This window comes from Rhodopseudomonas infernalis, from assembly GCF_022271405.1.
GTDB classification, from domain to species: domain Bacteria; phylum Pseudomonadota; class Alphaproteobacteria; order Rhizobiales; family Xanthobacteraceae; genus Rhodopseudomonas; species Rhodopseudomonas infernalis.
The window spans coordinates 24,992-44,087 of record NZ_JAJNAL010000005.1; the positions used below are offsets into that span (position 1 = coordinate 24,992).

The 19,096-nt window shown below is 65.4% G+C and carries 14 protein-coding genes and 1 pseudogene; 3 read left to right on the top strand and 12 right to left on the bottom strand.

Annotation, left to right across the window (positions count from 1 at the left end):
* Positions 1-5: 5 nt before the first annotated feature.
* A complete protein-coding gene (locus LPW26_RS05300) occupies positions 6-1,379 on the top strand; it encodes a PleD family two-component system response regulator (RefSeq protein WP_238733239.1) in 1,374 nt (457 codons plus the stop codon).
* Positions 1,380-1,396: 17 nt separating this feature from the next.
* Here LPW26_RS05300 and LPW26_RS05305 read toward each other — a convergent pair whose 3' ends face one another.
* The 3 genes from LPW26_RS05305 to rpmG form a co-directional block, all read right to left on the bottom strand.
* Positions 1,397-1,867: a hypothetical protein gene (locus tag LPW26_RS05305; RefSeq protein ID WP_238733240.1), complete on the bottom strand. Its 471-nt coding sequence runs from the start codon at positions 1,865-1,867 to the stop codon at positions 1,397-1,399.
* Positions 1,868-1,883: 16 nt separating this feature from the next.
* A complete protein-coding gene (locus tag LPW26_RS05310; protein WP_238733241.1) occupies positions 1,884-4,385 on the bottom strand; it encodes a hypothetical protein in 2,502 nt (833 codons plus the stop codon).
* A 768-nt stretch (positions 4,386-5,153) separates the two neighbouring features.
* Positions 5,154-5,321: a 50S ribosomal protein L33 gene (gene rpmG / locus LPW26_RS05315; protein WP_011441304.1), complete on the bottom strand. Its 168-nt coding sequence runs from the start codon at positions 5,319-5,321 to the stop codon at positions 5,154-5,156.
* 289 nt (positions 5,322-5,610) lie between these two features.
* Here rpmG and LPW26_RS05320 point away from each other — a divergent pair, with 289 nt between their 5' ends.
* Positions 5,611-6,855 (top strand): MFS transporter, encoded by a 1,245-nt coding sequence (locus LPW26_RS05320; protein ID WP_238733242.1) that lies wholly within the window; start codon positions 5,611-5,613, stop codon positions 6,853-6,855.
* A 25-nt stretch (positions 6,856-6,880) separates the two neighbouring features.
* Here LPW26_RS05320 and LPW26_RS05325 read toward each other — a convergent pair whose 3' ends face one another.
* The 4 genes from LPW26_RS05325 to topA form a co-directional block, all read right to left on the bottom strand.
* Positions 6,881-7,639: an NUDIX hydrolase gene (locus LPW26_RS05325; RefSeq protein WP_238733243.1), complete on the bottom strand. Its 759-nt coding sequence runs from the start codon at positions 7,637-7,639 to the stop codon at positions 6,881-6,883.
* A gap of 73 nt (positions 7,640-7,712) precedes the next feature.
* Positions 7,713-8,147, bottom strand: coding sequence for a DUF983 domain-containing protein (locus tag LPW26_RS05330; protein ID WP_238733244.1), 435 nt, complete (start codon positions 8,145-8,147; stop codon positions 7,713-7,715).
* Positions 8,144-10,516, bottom strand: coding sequence for a ribonuclease R (gene rnr / locus LPW26_RS05335; RefSeq protein WP_238733245.1), 2,373 nt, complete (start codon positions 10,514-10,516; stop codon positions 8,144-8,146). Before rnr ends, LPW26_RS05330 begins: the two co-directional genes overlap by 4 nt.
* 2 nt (positions 10,517-10,518) lie before the next feature.
* Entirely contained in the window at positions 10,519-13,254 is a 2,736-nt protein-coding gene (gene topA, locus LPW26_RS05340; protein ID WP_238733246.1) for a type I DNA topoisomerase, read from the bottom strand.
* A gap of 248 nt (positions 13,255-13,502) precedes the next feature.
* On the opposite strand from topA, the gene LPW26_RS05345 reads away from it, so the two are divergent.
* On the top strand, positions 13,503-13,709 hold the full coding sequence (locus tag LPW26_RS05345; RefSeq protein ID WP_238733247.1) for a hypothetical protein: 207 nt from the start codon (positions 13,503-13,505) through the stop codon (positions 13,707-13,709).
* A gap of 406 nt (positions 13,710-14,115) precedes the next feature.
* Here the strand turns inward: LPW26_RS05345 and LPW26_RS05350 are convergent.
* The 5 genes and pseudogenes from LPW26_RS05350 to LPW26_RS05370 all read right to left on the bottom strand — a co-directional run.
* Positions 14,116-14,319 (bottom strand): annotated as a pseudogene (locus LPW26_RS05350) (NAD(P)H-dependent oxidoreductase); the annotation flags it as partial.
* Positions 14,320-14,332: 13 nt separating this feature from the next.
* Positions 14,333-15,469 carry a DNA-processing protein DprA gene (gene dprA, locus LPW26_RS05355; protein WP_238733248.1) on the bottom strand — a complete coding sequence of 379 codons (1,137 nt, stop codon included), beginning with the start codon at positions 15,467-15,469 and terminating at the stop codon, positions 14,333-14,335.
* A 234-nt stretch (positions 15,470-15,703) separates the two neighbouring features.
* Positions 15,704-16,315, bottom strand: coding sequence for a glycerol-3-phosphate 1-O-acyltransferase PlsY (gene plsY / locus LPW26_RS05360; RefSeq protein ID WP_238733249.1), 612 nt, complete (start codon positions 16,313-16,315; stop codon positions 15,704-15,706).
* Positions 16,316-16,525: 210 nt separating this feature from the next.
* Positions 16,526-17,827 carry a dihydroorotase gene (locus tag LPW26_RS05365; RefSeq protein ID WP_238733250.1) on the bottom strand — a complete coding sequence of 434 codons (1,302 nt, stop codon included), beginning with the start codon at positions 17,825-17,827 and terminating at the stop codon, positions 16,526-16,528.
* A 19-nt stretch (positions 17,828-17,846) separates the two neighbouring features.
* Positions 17,847-18,800 carry an aspartate carbamoyltransferase catalytic subunit gene (locus LPW26_RS05370; protein WP_238733251.1) on the bottom strand — a complete coding sequence of 318 codons (954 nt, stop codon included), beginning with the start codon at positions 18,798-18,800 and terminating at the stop codon, positions 17,847-17,849.
* Positions 18,801-19,096 lie beyond the last annotated feature (296 nt).

Genomic DNA, 19,096 nt, shown 5'->3' on the forward strand with positions numbered 1-19,096 from the left:
AAGGCATGTCCGCACGGATCCTGGTGGTCGACGACATTCCCACCAACGTCAAGCTGCTGGAAGCGCGCCTGTCGGCCGAGTATTTCGACGTGGTGACGGCGTCGAACGGCGCGCAGGCGCTGGAGATCTGCGAGCGCGCTGAATGCGACATGGTGCTGCTCGACGTGATGATGCCGGACATGGACGGTTTCGAAGTCTGCCGCCGGCTCAAGGCCAATCCGAAGACGCATTTCATCCCGGTGGTGATGGTGACGGCGCTGGACAGTCCGGCCGACCGCGTCCGCGGGCTGGAGGCCGGCGCCGATGACTTCCTCACAAAGCCGGTGTCCGACGTCGTGCTGATCGCCCGGGTGCGGTCGCTGACGCGGCTGAAGATGATGACCGACGAATTGCGAATGCGGGCGATCACCTCGTTCGAAATCGGCGTGCAGGCGCCGGAACGCGAGGCGGTCAATGATCAGGGCCGCGGCGGGCGCATCCTGCTGGTCGACGACCGGCCGTCGTCCTACGAGCGGCTGGCGCCGCTGCTGAGCGCCGAGCACGACATCGACGTCGAGCCCAATCCGTCCGAGGCGCTGTTCCACGCCGCGGAAGGCAATTACGACCTGCTGATCGTGTCGCTTGGCCTCGAGAACTTCGATGGGCTGCGGCTGTGCAGCCAGGCGCGTTCGCTGGAGCGCACGCGGCATGTGCCGATCCTGGCGATTGCCGATGCGGACAGCAATTCGCGGCTGCTGCGCGGGCTCGAGATCGGCGTCAACGACTATCTGCTGCGCCCGGTCGACAAGAACGAACTGCTGGCGCGGGCGCGCACCCAGATCCGCCGCCGACGCTACACCGATCATCTGCGCGACAACGTGCAGCATTCGATCGAGATGGCGATCACCGACGGCCTCACCGGGCTGCACAATCGTCGCTACATGGAAAGCCATCTCGCCACGCTGGCCGAGCAGGCCGGCACCCGCGGCAAGCCGCTGGCGCTGATGATCCTCGACATCGACTTCTTCAAGTCGATCAACGACACGTACGGCCACGATGCTGGCGACGACGTGCTGCGCGAGTTCGCGACGCGTATCAGGAAGTCGATCCGCGGCATCGATCTGGCCTGCCGCTATGGCGGTGAGGAATTCGTGATCGTGATGCCGGAAACCGATCTGCAGGTCGCCCAGATGGTCGCCGAACGGCTGCGCCGCGCGATTGCGGCCGAGCCGTTTGCGATCGAGAAGGGCGCGCACCGCATCGACGTCACGATTTCGATCGGCCTGTCGACCCTTGAAAGCAAGGCCGAGCCGGTCCGCGACCTCCTGAAGCGCGCCGACACAGCGCTGTATCGCGCCAAGCACGACGGACGAAATCGGGTCGTGGCGGCGGCGGCGTAGGGTTCCGACAGGCGAGCTCAGGTCAGCTCGTCGACCCAGACTTTGGACTTCTCGCAGAACACCTCCACCGCCGAGCCGACGAAGCGCGAGATCACGATGGCGGCGATTATCGGCGCCAGTGCGGCCGGGCAGCCGATCGCGATCAGCCCCGAAGCCAGCATCACGCCGCCGACGACCTTGCTGGCGCTGAAAGCGTCGATCAGCTTGGCGCGATCGGCGGCGGATGCGGCATCGGTGCCGCAGATCAATTGCTGCAGCTCCTTGGCCCAGCGCACCAGCACCGCGCGCCCGAGCGCTTTGACGCCGTCGAGCGGCCCCATCGCTTGCGCGTCGAAAGTCGGTCGCAGCGCGATGTCCGACTCCAGCGCGGGCTCCTTGGTCACGGCGAATTTCCGGATGCCGAGTTGCTCGATCAGATTGTCCTCGGACGAGCCGAGCAGGTTGCTGATCTCCGACTGAATCGCTTGCTGGTCCACAGGGGTGGTCATGGCGCAATCTCCTTCGTCAAATGGGAGAGGCTTTCGGAATCAATGAACGGGTGGCCTGGCCGTACAAGGTGTAGACGAGGCCGAGCGGGTTGTTCTGGGCAATCAGGGCGTTGCGTGCGTCGAGCAGTGCTTCTCCGACAGTCGTGCCGTCATGCATCATGGCGGCGATGAAAGATCGACCGAACGCTTCGCCGAGCGCCGGGCTGATCTCGCATTCCGTGCCGATCACCGCGGCCGCCTTCAGCTTCAGGAACAGCGCCACGAAGCACTCGCTCGCGCCGGGGAACAGCTGCGCCGATTGGCACATGTTCATCAGCAGCACCGGTTGGGAGTGGAATTTGAGATTGCTGACGAGCGCTGCGAACGGCTGATATTGGATGCTGATGTCGGCGAACTTGATCTCGTGATCGGTCGCGGCGAGGTTCGATCGCAGAAGCTCTCTCAGGGTGACGATGTAGTCTTTCAGGACTTGCCGCTTCGGCGCCTGCTCGTCACCGAGCAGCGCCAAACTGTTTTCGACGTCCTTGATGATCTGCATCTGTCGATCGAGGAGGCCCTTGAACACGGGGTCGCCCGGCGCCTGGGTGTGGCCATGACAGAAGAAGCAGTAGAAGTTGATGCGGTCGTCCTGGATCGCGTCGATCAACTGGTCGGCACTGGTGATGTCACCAAGGAAGTCGACGCGCGGCTTGGCGATGAATCGGCTCAGGACCGTGCGCAGGTTCTCGGACTCGGCGAACTGCTTCCACGACAAATAGGTGTAGTCGAGCGCTTGCGATGGCTGCGGCCGTTCGCGATTGGAACGGCGGACCGCTTGTTCGATCTGATAGCGTGCCCCCCAAAAGCCCGCCCATTGCGCCGGCCGGGCTGCGCCGAGGTCGTCGTCGTAGAGCAGCGCCCACGGAAACACGAAGTCTGAGATCGTTTTGCTCGCGACGATCTGAATGATGGAGCGGTTCGGCAGCTTCAGTTGCTTCAGATATTTGCCGACGGCGACGAGGGAGTCGTCGGCCGCCGTGTTATTGAACAGCAACCGCCAGGCGCGGACACCAAGCTTCGCAAGGTCGTCCAGAGCGCTCTGACAGACGCTGCTGTCGCTGGTGGCGGATCCGCCGAAGGATTTCAGGATCAGCCTCGTGTAGGCGACGCGCACGTCGATCAGCAGTGCGTTGAGATCCTCATGCGAAACGAAGCTGTTTGCCGACAGATAAACGGACAGATCCGTCGTGTCTCCAACGGCGCGTTTCGCCGGTGAGTCCGGCGTCGAATCCGGTGTCTGGCGGATCGTGAAATCCAGTGTGGTCTGCGTTGCGTCACTGGTGACGGAAATCACCATCGTGCGGGGAGCGACATCGTCGCCGAGCCAACCGAGCGCGCGCGCGCGATCTTCCTCATCCTCGCGATGGTCGATCATGTGCACGGGCCGCGGCGCGAGCGCCGGCATTGGCTCGAGCTCAGTCGGCTGAAATGCCACCACTGTCAGATCGACGTCGATCGAATCGACCAGGTTGAGTCGGTAAAAAATCTGCACCAGCAGCCGGGCTTTGCAACTCGCACCGGCGCTCTGGAGCTCGCCGTTGATCACCGGCGTGAACGACAGTCGCACCGGGACGCTGGATCCGGACGGCGGCAGTTCCAGCGTTGCAAACGTCTGATCGACGCGCAGCTCGATGCCGCCAACACTGAGATCCGTCAATTTGATGAGTAGCTCGACCGGTTGCGACATGAGCGGCAAGAAGATGGGCCGCCGCTGGTGCTCGGCTGGCAGGCCGCCAATCTCCGCAGCTGGCCTGATTGCGATGTCGAGCGACCACTGCTTGTCAAAATAGATCGGACAGTTGGCATTCCACTCAGTGCCGGAGTCCGGATCGACCAGCCGGATTTCGCTCTGGCGGTCGTCGAATTCGGATCGCTGCTCAACCGGGAAGGCGAGCACGTTGGGCGGGATCGGGGCTGCGATGAGGTTGCTGCCGAGGTCGGGGATCGGCTCATCGTCGCGTCCGAATTGCACCAAGAGACGATCGCCGTCGAGCGTCAGCGTCTTGGTCTCGGACGGCCGCCGAAGCCGGGACGGGAGTTTGACAACTTCGCCAGGGCACGCGTCGCGACCGGATCGAACAAGCCGAGTACCTCCGCCAGTTTCGGACTCGGCCCTCGACGGAATCGTCAATCCAGAGCCGCCTAAATACGGCGATTTTTTTCTGATGGTCCCCGATTTGCGCACGCAGGGATCATGCGCCAGCTTCGCCTTGGCGGCCGGCTTCGATTTTGCGCGACTGAGCATCAACTCGGCGATCTGCTGGATGGTCGACAGCGGCTCGAGGTCCTTCGCCGAAATGCGAAGGCCGAGTTGGGAGACCACCGGTAGCCCATTGATGTCGGCGGCGAGATGACGCCAGCCCGTGCGGTTGAAATTGCCGAGGGCTTTGACGTTTGCAGTTGAGGTGATGCGTTTTTCGGAAAGTCGCGCGAGGAAAAGCGACCGGAGAGCCGAAATCAATGTGCGGAGGTTGCTCATGTGAGCGCTCTTGGTACCAAACAGGTGGGGTAATTGAATCGTTTAAAGGTATGTGAGTATTTGATGTCGCGGGCGACTCTGGTGCCGATCTGAAAAACTATAAAGTACAAAGTCGTCGATTAGTAATCCTACGATGTAGCACGTCAGCCCGCACTGTTGGGCAACAGGTTCGCAAAGCGAGTGGTGGTGTGTTGGCGAAGGCAAATTTCGCGATCGCTGCACGTTGAACAGTCCGCTGAGCGGGTTGCTCGTCATTGCGGGCTCAGTTGCGATCGGTGAGTCCGGCGGACGATTTGTCTGATAAAATCAGTTATTGAGTCCGCTCATATCGTGCCCGGCATCAAAAGCTGACCCGGCGCGGCGCCGGAGCGGTTCTGACCGGATCTCGAGGGGATCGCTGGGCCGCGCTTTGGCGCGGCGCTGCGGGCCTCGAAGGATGAGCCGCAAGCACCTTTGGATATGTACCTTGGCCGCATCCTTCGAGGCGCGCTATGCGCGCGGCTCAGGATGACGACTCTGCGCGTGAGGAGACGGCGCTGCTTGGAGCAGGCAACCAGTCTCAAGCCGCCGGCGTTTGCGGGCTCGGCTTCTGATCTTGCTTTGAAGCAAGGAGGGTTGACTGCGATGATGCCCGTTCTTCGCGCTCCGTGACGAACCTGGGCGCGAGACCGGCGGTGTCGATGCTGTTCGATGGCATGATCGCAACAGAAAGGGCCCCGAAGGGCCCCATCTCAAGTTCAGTAAGCTGAAGGCGCAGGTGACGCCGGCTTACTTGATCTTGGCTTCCTTGAACTCGACGTGCTTGCGCGCGACCGGGTCGTACTTCTTCTTGGTCATCTTGTCGGTCATCGTGCGCGAATTCTTCTTCGCCACGTAATAAAAGCCGGTGTCGGCAGTCGAGACGAGCTTGATCTTGATGGTGACCGCTTTGGCCATGTCGGAACCTCGGATGTCGGGAATCAGTGCGAGGTCGAACGTCAGGACCCGCGTTTGGCGCGCAAACTAGCCGCGAATGCCCGAAAGTCAAGGTTCAGGCCAGCAATCCAGTGCCGGATCAGACGCAATTTTCGTGGCGTGCTCCGCTTTTTGCGCGCTTGGCGGGGATTTACGTGCAAATCCAACAAGACGCACGCCGGTGCATCGCAGATCCTCGTTCGGCCGGCCTCGAAAACGGTCAGCCGCGGCCCATCTTGGGACGGTTCCGAACTCAGACGAAAGGCGAACGATGAGCGTCAGTGAGCCCGCCCTGCGCGCGGCGGAAGAGCCGAGACCCGAGCCGCCACGCAAGCGGGACCCGGCCGACGGCGTGGCGCAACCCGGGCTCGGCAATGGCCTGACCCTGGCGATGGCGATGGCGTCCGGCATTGCGGTCGCCAACATCTATTACAACCAGCCGATGCTCGGCATCATCGAGCGCGACTTCGGTGCGTCGCCGCTGACCGGGATGATCCCGACCGCCACTCAGCTCGGCTATGCGCTCGGGCTGTTCCTGCTGGTGCCGATCGGCGATCTCACCGATCGGCGTCGGCTGATCGCCGGACAGTTCGTGCTGCTGGCGCTGGCGCTTGTCGCGGTGGCCGTAGCGCCGACGGCGGGACTGATCATTGTCGCCTCGCTGGTGCTCGGCGCTTGTGCCACCGTGGCGCAACAGATCTTGCCGTTTGCGGCCGCTTTGGCCGAGCCGGCCCGGCGTGGCAAGGTCATCGGGCTGGTGATGTCGGGGCTGCTGTGCGGCATCCTGCTCAGCCGAACCGTCGCGGGATTTGTCGCCAGCCATGCGGGCTGGCGCGAGATGTTCTGGCTGGCGGCGCCGTTGGCGCTCGCTGCGGCGGCGCTGATGGCCTGGCTGCTGCCGCGCCACGTGCCGCATCGGCCGATCAGCTACGGCGCTGCGCTGGCCTCGCTGCTGTCGCTGTGGCGCGAACAGCCGCAGCTCCGCCGCGCCACGCTGGTGCAGGCGGCGCTGTTCGCCTCGTTCAGCGTGTTCTGGACCGTGCTGGCGCTGCATCTGCAGGAGCCGCGCTTTGGACTCGGCGCCGATGCGGCCGGCCTGTTTGGCCTGGTCGGCGTCGTCGGCGTGCTGGCGGCGCCGATCGCCGGGCGCATCGCCGATCGCAGCGGACCCGAGCCGGTGATCGCGATCGGCGCCGCGCTCGTTCTGGCGTCGTGGGCGCTGTTCGGCGTCTGGGGCAGCGTGCTCGCGCTGGTGCTGGGCGTGGTCGTGTTCGACTTCGGCGTGCAGGCGGCGCTGATCTCCAACCAGCACATCGTCTTCGCGCTGGTGCCCGAAGCGCGCAGCCGGCTCAACACCGTGTTCGTGACGGTGATGTTTCTCGGCGGCGCCATCGGATCGGCCGGCGCGGCCTTCGCATGGTCGCACGGTGGCTGGGCCGCCGTGTGCGGCTATGGCGCTGCGCTGGCCGCGCTTGCTCTGGTGCTCGAACTAGCGGCGCGCTGGTCGCGCCGCTAGCCGATCGAGCAACACTGCCGGACGCTCAACCGCCCGGCAGAATGTCCTTCTGCATCTTCCCGCCGTAGAAATGGAAGAACGGAACCGGTGCGTCGTGTCGCAGCGGGCCGGTGGCGAGGCGGCGGTCGAGTTCGCCGAGCACGTTCTTGGTCATCGCGTGCAAATCGGCGAGCGGGCTGGAGCCGAGCTCGACCCACACCAGTTCCACAAGTTCGGCATCGGCATGCACCACGCCTTCAACGCGGTGAGCGATGGCGGATGCGTCGGCGGTGAAGAAGCGGGTGTCGAACCGGCGTACGCGGCCCGGCGGCGTGATGGCGCGGGCGATCAGGAACAGGCCGGACGGATCTGGCAGCAGGCCCTCCTGGGCGAATGGCTGCCAGGGGCCCTCGAGGCTCGACGGCGTCGCGCCGGTCTTGCAGCCGAGGCAGAGCCCGGTTTCTTCGCAGGCTTCGCGGATTGCCGCGATGGCGAGCGCGCGGGCGCGGGCAGGGGTGATCTTGGGGCTGCCCTTGAGCAGATTGGCCTCGAGCTCGGGCGGAATGTTCGCCGCAACCGGCACGCGGTGATCGAGCTTGTCGACGCGGCCGCCGGGAAACACGAATTTGCCCGGCATGAACACCACCTTGTCGTGGCGTCGGCCGACCAGCACCTTCGGCACCGGGCCGCTGCGATCCACCAGGATCAGCGTCGCGGCATCCTTCGGCCGGAAATACGGGTGGTGATCGGCTTCCTTCTCTCCCTGTTCGACGACGGTCGCTTGTTGCGTCGCTGTCTCGCTCATGTCCACCCCTGTTCTCGTTTCTTATCGTTGCGTTTTTTGCGCGTCGGCGAGGGTGCCGTCGTCGTTCGGATCGTCAGGTCTTCTCCGGATGGGCGTCGTCGAAGCCGTGCATCCGGAATGCCCATTGCAGGCCGACCACTGATCCCTTCACGGGTTGCAGCAGCAGCAGCGAGGACACCAATGTGATAGGCAGATAAATCGCGAGCTGCAATGCCACCGCCGGCGCGAAATTGGTTTCGATCGACAGCGCAATCGGCACCACGATGTGGCCGACGATGACGATCACCAGGTAAGCGGGCAGGTCGTCGGCGCGGTGGCCGGTGAAATCCTGGCCGCAATGCGTGCAGTGATCCGCGGTCTTCAGGAAGGCGCGGAACATCTTGCCTTCGCCGCAGCGCGGACAGCGTCCACGCAAGCCGCGCCCCATTGCCAGCCAGACATTGCGTTGTTCCGCCGGCGCCTGTTCGGCGGTCCAGACCACTGGCTGCTCCGTCGCGATATTTTTCATCGCTTTTCCTTCCCTGGTTTGTTTTTCTTCGGTTTCGGCGGTTTGCTGCCTTTCGCCTTGTGACCCTTCGGTTTCGAACTCTTTGCGCGTGGACCGGATCCGCCTTCGTTGGCGCCCCTGGTCTTCCCCGTCTTGGCACGGCCGATCGCGTTGCCCTTCGGGCCCTTGCGATGCTGGCGTTCCGCGATTGCGCCGCCGCTGATCAGCTCGAACCGCAGCGCGCCGGCGACTGGTGCAGCTTCTACCAAACGGACGTCGACCACATCCCCTAATCGATGCATGACGCCGCTGCGCGTTCCAATCAGCGCATGGCGGGTTTCGTCGTAATTGTAGTACTCGCCGCCGAGCGTGCGGATCGGGATCAGCCCGTCTGCGCCGGTGTCGGCGAGCTTGACGAAAAGCCCGGCCTTGGTGACGCCGGAGACCCGCCCCTGGAACGTCGCGCCGATCCGGTCGGCGAGGTGATGCGCGATCAGTCGGTCGACGGTTTCGCGCTCGGCCTTCATGGCGCGGCGTTCGGTCAGCGAGATCTGCGCCGCGACCTCCGCCAGCGTTTCGACGGTCTCGGTCTGCGGCAGCGCACCGTCGCCGAGGTTCAGTGCGCGGATCAGGGCGCGGTGCACCACGAGATCGGCATAGCGCCGGATCGGCGAGGTGAAATGCGCGTAGCGGCGCAGATTGAGGCCGAAATGGCCGTAGTTCTCGGAGCTGTATTCGGCCTGCGCCTGTGACCGCAGCACGACTTCGTTGACAAGCGGCTCGGCGTCTTCGCCTTTGACCATCGCCAGAATGCGGTTGAACTGCGCCGGCTTCAGCGCGCCGCCCTTGGCGAAAGACAGATCCAGCGTTTTCAGGAAGTCGACGAGGTTGTGGACCTTCTCCACGCTCGGCTCGTCGTGCACGCGATAGATCAGCGGGAGTGCCTTCTTCTCCAGCATCTCGGCGGCGGCGACGTTGGCGAGGATCATGAACTCCTCGATCAGCCGGTGCGCGTCGAGCCGCTCCGGCACGATGACGCGGTCGACGGTGCCGTCCGGCTTCAGCACGATCTTGCGTTCTGGCAGATCGAGATCGAGCGGATCGCGCTCATCGCGGCCGCGCTTGACGATCGTATAGGCGTCGTAGAGCGGCTTCAAGATCGTGTCGAGTAGCGGGCCGGTGGTGTCGTCGGGGTGGCCGTCGATCGCCGCCTGGGCCTGCGCGTAGTTGAGCTTGGCGGCCGAGCGCATCAGCACGCGATGGAACGTGTGCGAGCGCTTGCGGCCGTCGGCGCCGATCACCATGCGGACGGCGAGGGCGCCGCGCGGCTCGCCTGGTTTCAGCGAGCAAAGATCGTTGGAGATCCGCTCCGGCAGCATCGGCACGACGCGGTCCGGGAAGTACACCGAATTGCCACGCCGCAGCGCATCGCGATCCAGCGCCGACTCCGGGCGCACGTAGTAGGCGACGTCGGCGATTGCCACAGTGACGATGACGCCGCCTTTGTTCTGCGGATCCTCGTCCGGCTCGGCATAGACGGCGTCGTCGTGGTCCTTGGCGTCGGGCGGATCGATCGTGACCAGCGGCAGCTCGCGCCAGTCCTCGCGTCCCTTCAGCGTCGCGGGCTCGGCGGCCTCGGACTCGCGCAGCGCCGCCGAGGAGAACTCCTGCGGGATGTCGTGGCTGTGAATCGCGATCAGGCTGACCGCCTTCTCGGTCGCCAGCGAACCGAGCCGTTCCTTGACGCGGCCGGAGCCCAGCCCGAAGGCGCGGGTGCGTATCAGCTCGGCGCTGACGAGATCGCCGTCCTGCGCACCGCCGGCATCATGCGCGGCGATGTTGAGTTCGCGGCCTGCCTGTTTCTTGTCGACCGGCACCAGTCGTCCGCCACCATCGGGCAGAGCGCGGAAAATGCCGAGCAGCCGGGCGCGGCCGCGGTCGAGCACACGAATGACGCGGCCGACATAGGCGGGGCCTTCGTCGCGGTTTTCGGACGGCTCGACGTGGAGCAGCGCGCGGTCGCCGAGGCCAGCGGCGGTGCCGGGCTTCGGCCGGCGCGGCGTGTGGATACGGATCTTCGGCGCGTCGCCGTCCTGCTCGTCCCATTCGGACGGCACCGCGATCAATTCGCCGTCGGCGTCGCGCGACGTGATATCAGCGAGCAGCGTCGGCGGCAGCGCGGCCGGCTCGGCAACCTTGCGACGTCCGGTCTTGCGGATGGTGCCGGCGTCGGACAGTTCGCGCAGCATCCGCTTCAGCTCGGCGCGATCGGCGTTTTTCAGGCCGTATTCGCGCGCGATCTCCCGGGTGCCGATCTTGCCGGGATGGGCGCGGATGAAGGCGAGCAGGGTGGCCTTGTCCGGAAACTTCGCGTCGCGCGTCTTGCTCACAACTATCCGTTCTTGGCGGCGCTGCTTTTGGCCGCGGATTTGGGCTTCGCAGCCTTTTTGGCCGCCGTCTTGGCCGTCACCGGCGCGCGCGCCTTGCTGGCGGCTGCGCTCTCGGCTTTCGGCTTGGCCTTCTTGACCGCAGCCTTCTTGGCCGGCTTTGCGTCGCCATCGGCCTTTTTCGGCGCCGCCTTTTTGGCGGGCGCCTTCTTCTTGGCCTTGGCACCGCCGCCCTTGGCGGCGCGCTCGTCGAGCAGCACGATCGCCTCGGGCAACGTGATGGTCTCGTCGGTCTTGTCGTTCGGGATCGTGGCGTTGACGCCGCCGGCGGTGACATAGGCGCCGTAGCGGCCCTTCTTGACCGCGACCGCGCCGAGCGTCGGGTGATCGCCCAGCGCCTTGCCGGGATCGGCGCCAAACCGGCCCTTGCTCGGACCCTTGGCGACCTTCTCGGCGATCAGCGTCACCGCGCGGTTGAGACCGATGGCGTGCACGTCGTCGCCGGCCTCGAGGCTGGCGTAGGTCTTCTCGTGCTGCACGTAAGGCCCGAACCGGCCGATGCCGGCTTTGATTGGCTGGCCGCTCTCCGGATGCTTGCCGACTTCGCGCGGCAGCGCCAGCAGCTTCAGCGCGACGTCGAGTTCGACATCGGACGGCGAGGTGCCCTTCGGGATGCCGGCGCGCTTGGGCTTTTCGCCCTCGCCATAGTCCTTGGCCTCGCCGAGCTGGATGTAGGGGCCGAACCGGCCGGACTTCACCGCGACCTCGAGGCCGGTGTCCGGATCGGTGCCGAGCACGCGATCGGCATCGGCGCCGCCATCGGCAGCGAGCGGCCTTGTGTAGCGGCATTCCGGATAGTTGGTGCAGCCGACGAAGGCGCCGAACTTGCCGGCCTTCAGATTGAGCCGGCCGTTGCCGCAGCTCGGGCACTGCCGCGGATCGCCGCCGTCCTCGCGGGCCGGATAGATGTGCGGCCCGAGCATCTCGTCGAGCACGTCCAGCACCTGCGCGACGCGCAGCTCCTTGATCTCGTCCACCGCGCCGATGAAGCCGCGCCAGAACTCGCTGAGCACCTGTTTCCACGACACCTCGTTGTTGGAGATGCGGTCGAGATCTTCCTCCAGCGAGGCGGTGAAGTCGTATTCGACGTAGCGGGCGAAGAAATTCTCGAGGAACGCCACGACGACGCGGCCCTTGTCCTCGCCGTACAGCCGCTTCTTCTCCAGCCGGACGTAGCCGCGATCCTTCAGCACCTGCAGGATCGACGCGTAGGTCGAGGGCCGGCCAATGCCGAGCTCTTCCATCCGCTTGACCAGCGAGGCTTCGGAAAAACGCGGCGGCGGTTCGGTGAAATGCTGCGTCACCGCCAGCGCTTGGCGCTTCAGCGCCTCGTTCTCGCTCATCGCCGGCAGCCGGCGGGAGTCTTCATCTTCGCTGTCGTCGTCGCGGCCTTCCTGATAGGCGGCGAGGAAGCCGTCGAACTTCACCACCTGGCCGGTGGCGCGCAGCTCAAGCACGCGCGAGCCGGCTTTCGCCTCGATGTCGACGGTGGTGCGTTCGAGCTCGGCCGACTCCATCTGGCTGGCGATGGTGCGGATCCAGATCAGCTCGTACAGCCGGGCCTGATCCTGGTCGAGCCGGCGGCCGACCTCGGACGGACGGCGCGACAAGTCGGTCGGGCGAATCGCCTCGTGCGCCTCCTGGGCGTTCTTGGCTTTGGTCTGATACTGCCGCGGCGAGCCCGGCACATAGGCGCTGCCGTAATCCTCGCCGATCACGTTCCGCGCCTGCGTGATGGCGGAGGAATCGATCTGCACGCCGTCGGTTCGCATATAAGTAATGAGACCCGCGACTTCGCCGCCGATGTCGACGCCTTCATACAGCCGCTGCGCCACCCGCATGGTATGGGCCGGCGCGAAGCCGAGCTTGCGGCTGGCTTCCTGCTGCAGCGTCGATGTGGTGAAGGGGGCGCTGGGGTTGCGGCGGGCCGGCTTGGCCTCGACCGACGCGACCCGGAAATTCGCGGCCTCGATCGCCTTTTTAAAGTCCTCGGCCTCGGCGCCGGTGCCGATGTCGAGCCGCGCAATCTTCTTGCCGTCGGCGCCGACCAGCCGCGCCTCGAACGTGTCGCCGCGCGGCGTCGTCAGCGTGGCGATCAGCGACCAGTATTCGCGCGGGACGAATTTCTCGATTTCGGTCTCGCGGTCGCAGACCAGGCGCAGTGCCACCGATTGCACGCGGCCAGCCGAGCGGGCGCCGGGCAGCTTGCGCCACAGCACCGGAGAAAGCGTGAAGCCGACCAGGTAGTCGAGCGCGCGGCGCGCCATATAGGCGTCCACCAGCGCACCATCGATCTGGCGCGGATGCTTCATCGCGTCGGTAACGGACTGCTTGGTGATGGCGTTGAACACGACGCGCTCGACCTTCTGGTCCTTCAGCGCACGCTTCTGCTTCATCACCTCCAGCACATGCCAGGAGATCGCCTCGCCCTCACGATCAGGGTCGGTGGCGAGGATCAGCTTGTCGGCTTCCTTCAGCGCCTTGGCGATGTCGTTGAGACGCCCCGCCGCCTTGGGGTCGATCTCCCAGATCATCTGAAAATCGGCGTCGGGATCGACCGACCCGTTCTTGGCCGGCAGGTCGCGCACATGGCCGAACGATGCCAGGACCTCGTAGGACGGGCCCAGATATTTGTTGATCGTCTTGGCCTTAGCGGGCGACTCGACAATGACGAGATTCATCGGAATCCAATGACTTGGCTGGAAGAATTGGGCCTGTTTCGCGAGACTCGCGCCGGCCACATGGGCCGGAACATGGGTTGTGAGACGGTCGCTGTCAAATCGACCCTCCGTTGCAGTCGTGCTTGAACAACACGTAATTCGAATGAAGGAAACGAAAACTAAACCTAGAGTTGTGCAACCTAGAGTAGTATCACGGGTCTATTCCGCGGTTTAGGCAACTCGATTCAGCGGCGAAAGGACTTCAGCCCATGCCACGACAGGGGAGCCACGGCTCCATATATCGCGACGGCGGCCCGGTGGAGGCTGCCGGCTATGTTGCCGAAGTGGTCGCCGATCTGATCCAGATCGCACACCTGCACCGGCTGGATGTCCTATGTTACCTGCTCGACATGGCGCGGATGGAAGCCACCGAACTTGGCCGTGCCCAACGCCGGAGCCGTTCTTCACAAGAGTGAGGCGGTTGATCCGCAAATTTGGCTTTTCGGCTTAAGCCATTTCCAAATCATCATTTCTCTCGATTCCGATCATGCGATGATTGAACGGGCGAAGTCCTGACTCCCGAGATCTGCGCCGCACCGGATCGCGAGGCACTGCCGACCCCTTCGGTGCGGCGCTGGCCGTCCACGCCTTCGATGCGTTTCCGTCAGCAAGCCGTGGATGCCCGGCACAAGGCGGGGCATGACGGGCGCGTGGGTCCCGTGGGGGAACCAAAAGCGCGTTTACGTGTTGTTAACCCAACTCATTCAGAGTTCTATCTAAGCGGGAGACGGGCCGGATGTACGTCCGTCTCCGAGATGGCTCGAAGTGGACCCCACTTCGGGCCGTTGCTTTTTTGAGGGGCCGTTCGCGGCTGGACTTTGCTCAGGCAGCCCGAAGGCCGGCCGCGGCGGATAGGGCCGAGGCGACTGCCTTCTCGCGATGTTCCGGACCGACCTGGATGCCGTCCGCCGAGATGATCTCCGGATCGGTGATGCCGATGAAGCCGAACACGAAGCGCAGATAGCTTTCCAGATGCTCGCCGACCGCCATCGGCGTATCGGCGCCATAGAAGCCGCCGCGCGACATCCGACCTGACGCCTCAGCTCAGCGATACCAGGCCGCCGCCGTGGCGCTCCAGCCTGCCGGCGAGTTCGAGCTCCAGCAACACCGTCCGCACCACCGCGGGGCTGATCCCGGCCAGCCGGATCAGATCGTCGATGCCGATCGGTGAGGGGCCGAGCAAGGAGACGATGCGGCAGCGATCGCTGGCATCCGGCTCGCTCGCCGGCGGCTGATGTTCCGGCTCACGGCCGGGCAGGTCGATCGGCCGCTCCAAGATCGCTGCGACCGCCTGCACGATATCTGCCGCACTGGTGATCAGCGTCGCGCCCTGCTTGATCAGATCGTTGGTGCCGGCGGCGCGCGGGTCGAGCGGCGAGCCGGGGACGGCGAACACCTCGCGGCCCTGATCGGCGGCGCGCCGCGCCGTGATCAGCGAGCCGGAGCGGAACGCCGCTTCGATGATCGCGACGCCGACTGCGGCGCCGGAGATCAGCCGGTTGCGACGGGGAAAGTCCTTGCCGCGCGGCACATGGCCGAGCGGCATTTCCGAGATCGCCGCGCCGCGCGCCTGGATGATGTCGAGCAGCAGGTCCTCGTGCTCGGCCGGGTAGATTTTGTCATGGCCGCCGGCCAGCACCGCGACGGTGCCACTGTCGAGACTCGCGCGATGCGCCGCCTGGTCGATGCCGCGCGCCAGCCCGGAGATCACCACGAAGCCGCTCGCGCCGAGATCGGCGGCGAGCTGCGTGGCGAATTTCAGTCCGGCGCCGGAGGCGTTGCGCGAGCCGACGATCGCGATCATCGGCCGCGCTAACAGCCCCAGCGCGTCGGGCAGGGCATGCACGCCGAGCAGCGGCGGCGCGTCGTCGATCGTCGCCAGCCGCGGCGGGTAGCCGGCTTCGCCGGGCGCCACCAACGCGACGCCGAGCCGCCGCCCGCCCTCGATCTCGCGCCGCGCTTCGTCCTCGGACGGGATGCGTCCAGCCCGCGCCGCGCCGCCGCGCCGGGCGAGTTCAGGAAGCCGCTCCAGCGCCGCGCGCGCCGAGCCGAAGTGATTGACCAGCGACCGGAAGGTCCGCGGCCCGACATTGTCAGCGCGGATCAGTCGCAACCAGTCGATACGCTGGGCGTCGGTGAGAAGCGTCGTTGACTGTTCGCTGGTACTTCCGGCCACGCACACCCCCGCAGGAGAGTGTTGCGCAACTTATGCGGGTGGACAAGCTCGACGAAGGCCGGAGGACGTAATGGTACTTGGAGCTATTTGACCGCCGTCATTGCGAGCGAAGCGAAGCAATCCAGCGCCGAGCACTGCGCTTCTGGATTGCTTCGCGGAGCCTGTGCCCGGACGGCGCGAAGCGCCGATCCGGGTATTCGCAATGATGCGGAGATGAGCGACGAACGAAGCCGCTTACTTCTTCTCGCCGATCCGGCCTTCCGTTCCCGCCTGCAGGCGCTTGATGTTCTCGCGGTGCATCCAGAACAGCAACAGCGTCAGCACGGCGAACAGCGAGGCGAGGGCAGAGTGGCCGAACCACCACAGGAAGATCGGGGTGATGAAGGCGGCGACCAGCGCGGATAGCGACGAGTAGCGCGACGTGAAGGCGGTGGCGAGCCACAGCAGACAGAAGACCAGCGCGCCGGGCCAGAACAGGCCGAGCAGCACGCCGATATAGACGGCGACGCCCTTGCCGCCCTTGAACTTCAGCCACACCGGAAACAAATGGCCGAGGAACGCGCCGAGCCCCGCCAGCATCGCCGCGTTGGCGGCAACGGCGTCGGTGCCGTTGGCGAGCATGGCGGCGATGATCACCGCTGCGGTGCCCTTCAGCGCGTCGAGCAGCAGCGTCGCGGCGGCGAGGCCCTTGCGGCCGGTGCGCAGCACGTTGGTGGCGCCGATATTGCCGGAGCCGATCGAACGTAGATCCTGAGTGCCGGCGAGTTTGGTGAGGATCAGGCCGAACGGGATCGAGCCGAGCAAATAGCCGATCACCAAGGCGACGATATAAATCCCGATCATCACAACTCTCCAAACAATCTAGCGCGGCAACAGTCTCAGACTATCAGCTCGTCATTGCGAGCAGCGAAGCGACGAAGCAATCCAGCGCAGTGCACGCCGCTTCTGGATTGCTTCGCGGAGCCTGTGCCCGGACGGCGCGAAGCGCCGATCCGGGTGCTCGCAATGACGGGGCGACGCTTTGCTCGTCGGCTTCCGTCAGCCCTTCAAACTCACTCACACATGCTCATAAACGGTCCGGCCGCCGACGATGGTCCGCGCCACCCGGCCGGAGAATCTCGCTTCGTCGAACGGCGTGTTCTTGCACTTCGATTTCAATTCGTTCGGATCGACGATCCACGGCGTGTCGATGTCGATCACGATCAGGTCCGCTGGGCTGCCGGCGCGCAGCGTGCCGCCGGGCAGGCCGAGCAATTCGGCCGGGCGCGTCGACATCGCGCGGATCATCGACAACAGATCCAGCTCGCCGCTGTGCACCAGCCGCAAGCCGGCGGGCAGCATCGTCTCCAGCCCGATCGCGCCGGCCTCGGCTTCGGCGAAGGGTAGGCGCTTGACCTCGACGTCCTGCGGATTGTGGTCCGACATCACCACGTCGATCAGGCCGGACGAGATCGCGGCAATCAGCGCCTTGCGGTCGTCCTCGGTGCGCAGCGGCGGCGACAGCTTGAGGAAGGTGCGGTACGGGCCGATGTCGTTTTCGTTCAGCGAGATGTGGTTGATCGATGCCGACGCCGAAACGTTGAGGCCGGCGTCGCGCGCGCGCTGCAGGATTTCCAGCGACTCGATGCAGGTCAGCGACGCGGCGTGGTAGCGGCCGCCGGTCAGCGCGGCGAGGCGGACGTCGCGCTCGAGCACCACGGCCTCGGCCGCATTCGGCACACCGGACAGACCGAGCCGCGTGGCGAATTCGCCCTCGTTCATCACGCCTTCGCCGACGAGATCCGGATCCTCGGTGTGATGCACGATCAGCGCATCGAAATCGCGCGCATAGGTGAGGGCCCGGCGCATCACCTGTGCGTTCATCACGCTGCGGTCGCCGTCGCTGAACGCCACCGCGCCGGCGGCCTTCAACAGGCCGATCTCGGTCATTTCGAGGCCGGCTAGCCCCTTGGTGAGCGCCGCCATCGGATGGATGTTGACGATCGCGGTGTCGCGCGCGCGGCGCATCACGAAGTCGACCGTCGCCGAATTGTCGATCACCGGTGAGGTGTTCGGCTGGCAGATGATCGTTGTGATGCCGCCGGCCGCGGCGGCTTGGCTGGCGGAGGCGAAGGTCTCGCGGTGGCTGGCGCCGGGCTCGCCGACGAAGGCACGCATGTCGACCAGGCCGGGCGCCACCACCATGCCGTTGCAATTGATGATGTCGGTGCCTTCCGGCACGCCGGCGGCGCCGATGCCGCGGCGGGCGTCGCGGATCACGCCATCGGCGATCAGCACGTCGCCGACGCCGTCGAAGTCGCGGCCGGGATCGATCAGGCGGGCATTGGCGAGCAGGATCGGGCGGCGGTCGGTCAGCATGTCGGGTCCCGTTCCAGCTTCAAGCGTTCGGCAGGTTGCGGGCGAGTGCTTCGAGCACCGCCATGCGCACCGCCACGCCCATTTCCACCTGTTCGCGGATCAGCGACTGCGCGCCGTCGGCGACGGCGGAGTCGATCTCGACGCCGCGGTTCATCGGCCCCGGATGCATCACCAGGGCGTCCGGCTTGGCATAGGACAGCTTCTTCTGGTCGAGGCCGAAATACTGGAAGTACTCGCCGCTCGACGGCACGAACGAGCCGTTCATGCGCTCGCGCTGCAGCCGCAGCATCATCACGATGTCGGCGCCGTCGAGCCCCTCGCGCATGTCGCGCGCGACCTCGACGCCCAGCCGCTCAATGCCGCGCGGCAGCAGCGTGGAGGGCGCGACCACGCGGACGCGGGCGCCCATGGTGTTGAGCAGCAGAATGTTGGAGCGGGCGACGCGCGAATGCATCACGTCGCCGCAGATCGCCACCACCAGCCCTTCGAGCCGGCCCTTGTTGCGGCGGATCGTCAGCGCGTCGAGCAGCGCCTGGGTCGGATGCTCGTGGGCGCCGTCGCCGGCGTTGATCACCGAGCCGTCGACCTTGCGCGCCAGCAGTTCCACCGCGCCGGAGGCGTGATGGCGGACCACCAGGATGTCCGGGTGCATCGCGTTCAGCGTCACCGCGGTGTCCATCAGTGTCTCGCCCTTGCGCATCGAGGACGAGGACACGCTCATGTTCATCACGTCGGCGCCGAGCCGCTTGCCGGCGATCTCGAACGACGATTGCGTCCGTGTCGAGGCCTCGAAGAACAGATTGACCTGGGTGCGGCCGCGCAAGCTCGCGCGCTTCTTGTCGACCTGCCGGTTGAGCTCGACATATTCTTCCGAGAGGTCGAGCAGGCCGGTGATGTCGGCGGCGGAAAGCCCTTCGATCCCCAGCAGATGCCGGTGAGCGAGGACAAATGTCGATTTCAATGCGGGGGTCATTAAAGCAAGAGCTATAGGCAGACTTGCCAGAGCGGGCAAGCGCGAACGGGTCAGGGTGCGGAATAATCCCCCGCGCTGTGAAGGCTCTACCTCGTTCAATGTGGGCCGTGCCCCGGACGCAGCGCAGGGCGCTGCGCAAGCAGCGTCGTGCGCTGCAGATCCGGGGCCCCGGTTGAGCGGAAGACACGCACGAGTGGTTGAATGTCCAAGAAACCGGGGTCCCGGATCGCGCAGCGGCATCAGAGATGCCGCAGCGCGTCCGGGACACGGGGGTGAGTTGGTCGAAAGTCGCTGCT

Bases quoted from the DNA above. Each gene is read 5' to 3' on its own strand.
- LPW26_RS05300 (WP_238733239.1), top strand. From the start codon at position 6: ATGTCCGCACGGATCCTGGTGGTCGACGACATTCCCACCAACGTCAAG.
- LPW26_RS05305 (WP_238733240.1), bottom strand. From the start codon at position 1,867: ATGACCACCCCTGTGGACCAGCAAGCGATTCAGTCGGAGATCAGCAAC.
- LPW26_RS05310 (WP_238733241.1), bottom strand. From the start codon at position 4,385: ATGAGCAACCTCCGCACATTGATTTCGGCTCTCCGGTCGCTTTTCCTC.
- rpmG (WP_011441304.1), bottom strand. From the start codon at position 5,321: ATGGCCAAAGCGGTCACCATCAAGATCAAGCTCGTCTCGACTGCCGAC.
- LPW26_RS05320 (WP_238733242.1), top strand. From the start codon at position 5,611: ATGAGCGTCAGTGAGCCCGCCCTGCGCGCGGCGGAAGAGCCGAGACCC.
- LPW26_RS05325 (WP_238733243.1), bottom strand. From the start codon at position 7,639: ATGAGCGAGACAGCGACGCAACAAGCGACCGTCGTCGAACAGGGAGAG.
- LPW26_RS05330 (WP_238733244.1), bottom strand. From the start codon at position 8,147: ATGAAAAATATCGCGACGGAGCAGCCAGTGGTCTGGACCGCCGAACAG.
- topA (WP_238733246.1), bottom strand. From the start codon at position 13,254: ATGAATCTCGTCATTGTCGAGTCGCCCGCTAAGGCCAAGACGATCAAC.
- LPW26_RS05345 (WP_238733247.1), top strand. From the start codon at position 13,503: ATGCCACGACAGGGGAGCCACGGCTCCATATATCGCGACGGCGGCCCG.
- LPW26_RS05365 (WP_238733250.1), bottom strand. From the start codon at position 17,827: ATGCTGACCGACCGCCGCCCGATCCTGCTCGCCAATGCCCGCCTGATC.
- LPW26_RS05370 (WP_238733251.1), bottom strand. From the start codon at position 18,800: ATGACCCCCGCATTGAAATCGACATTTGTCCTCGCTCACCGGCATCTG.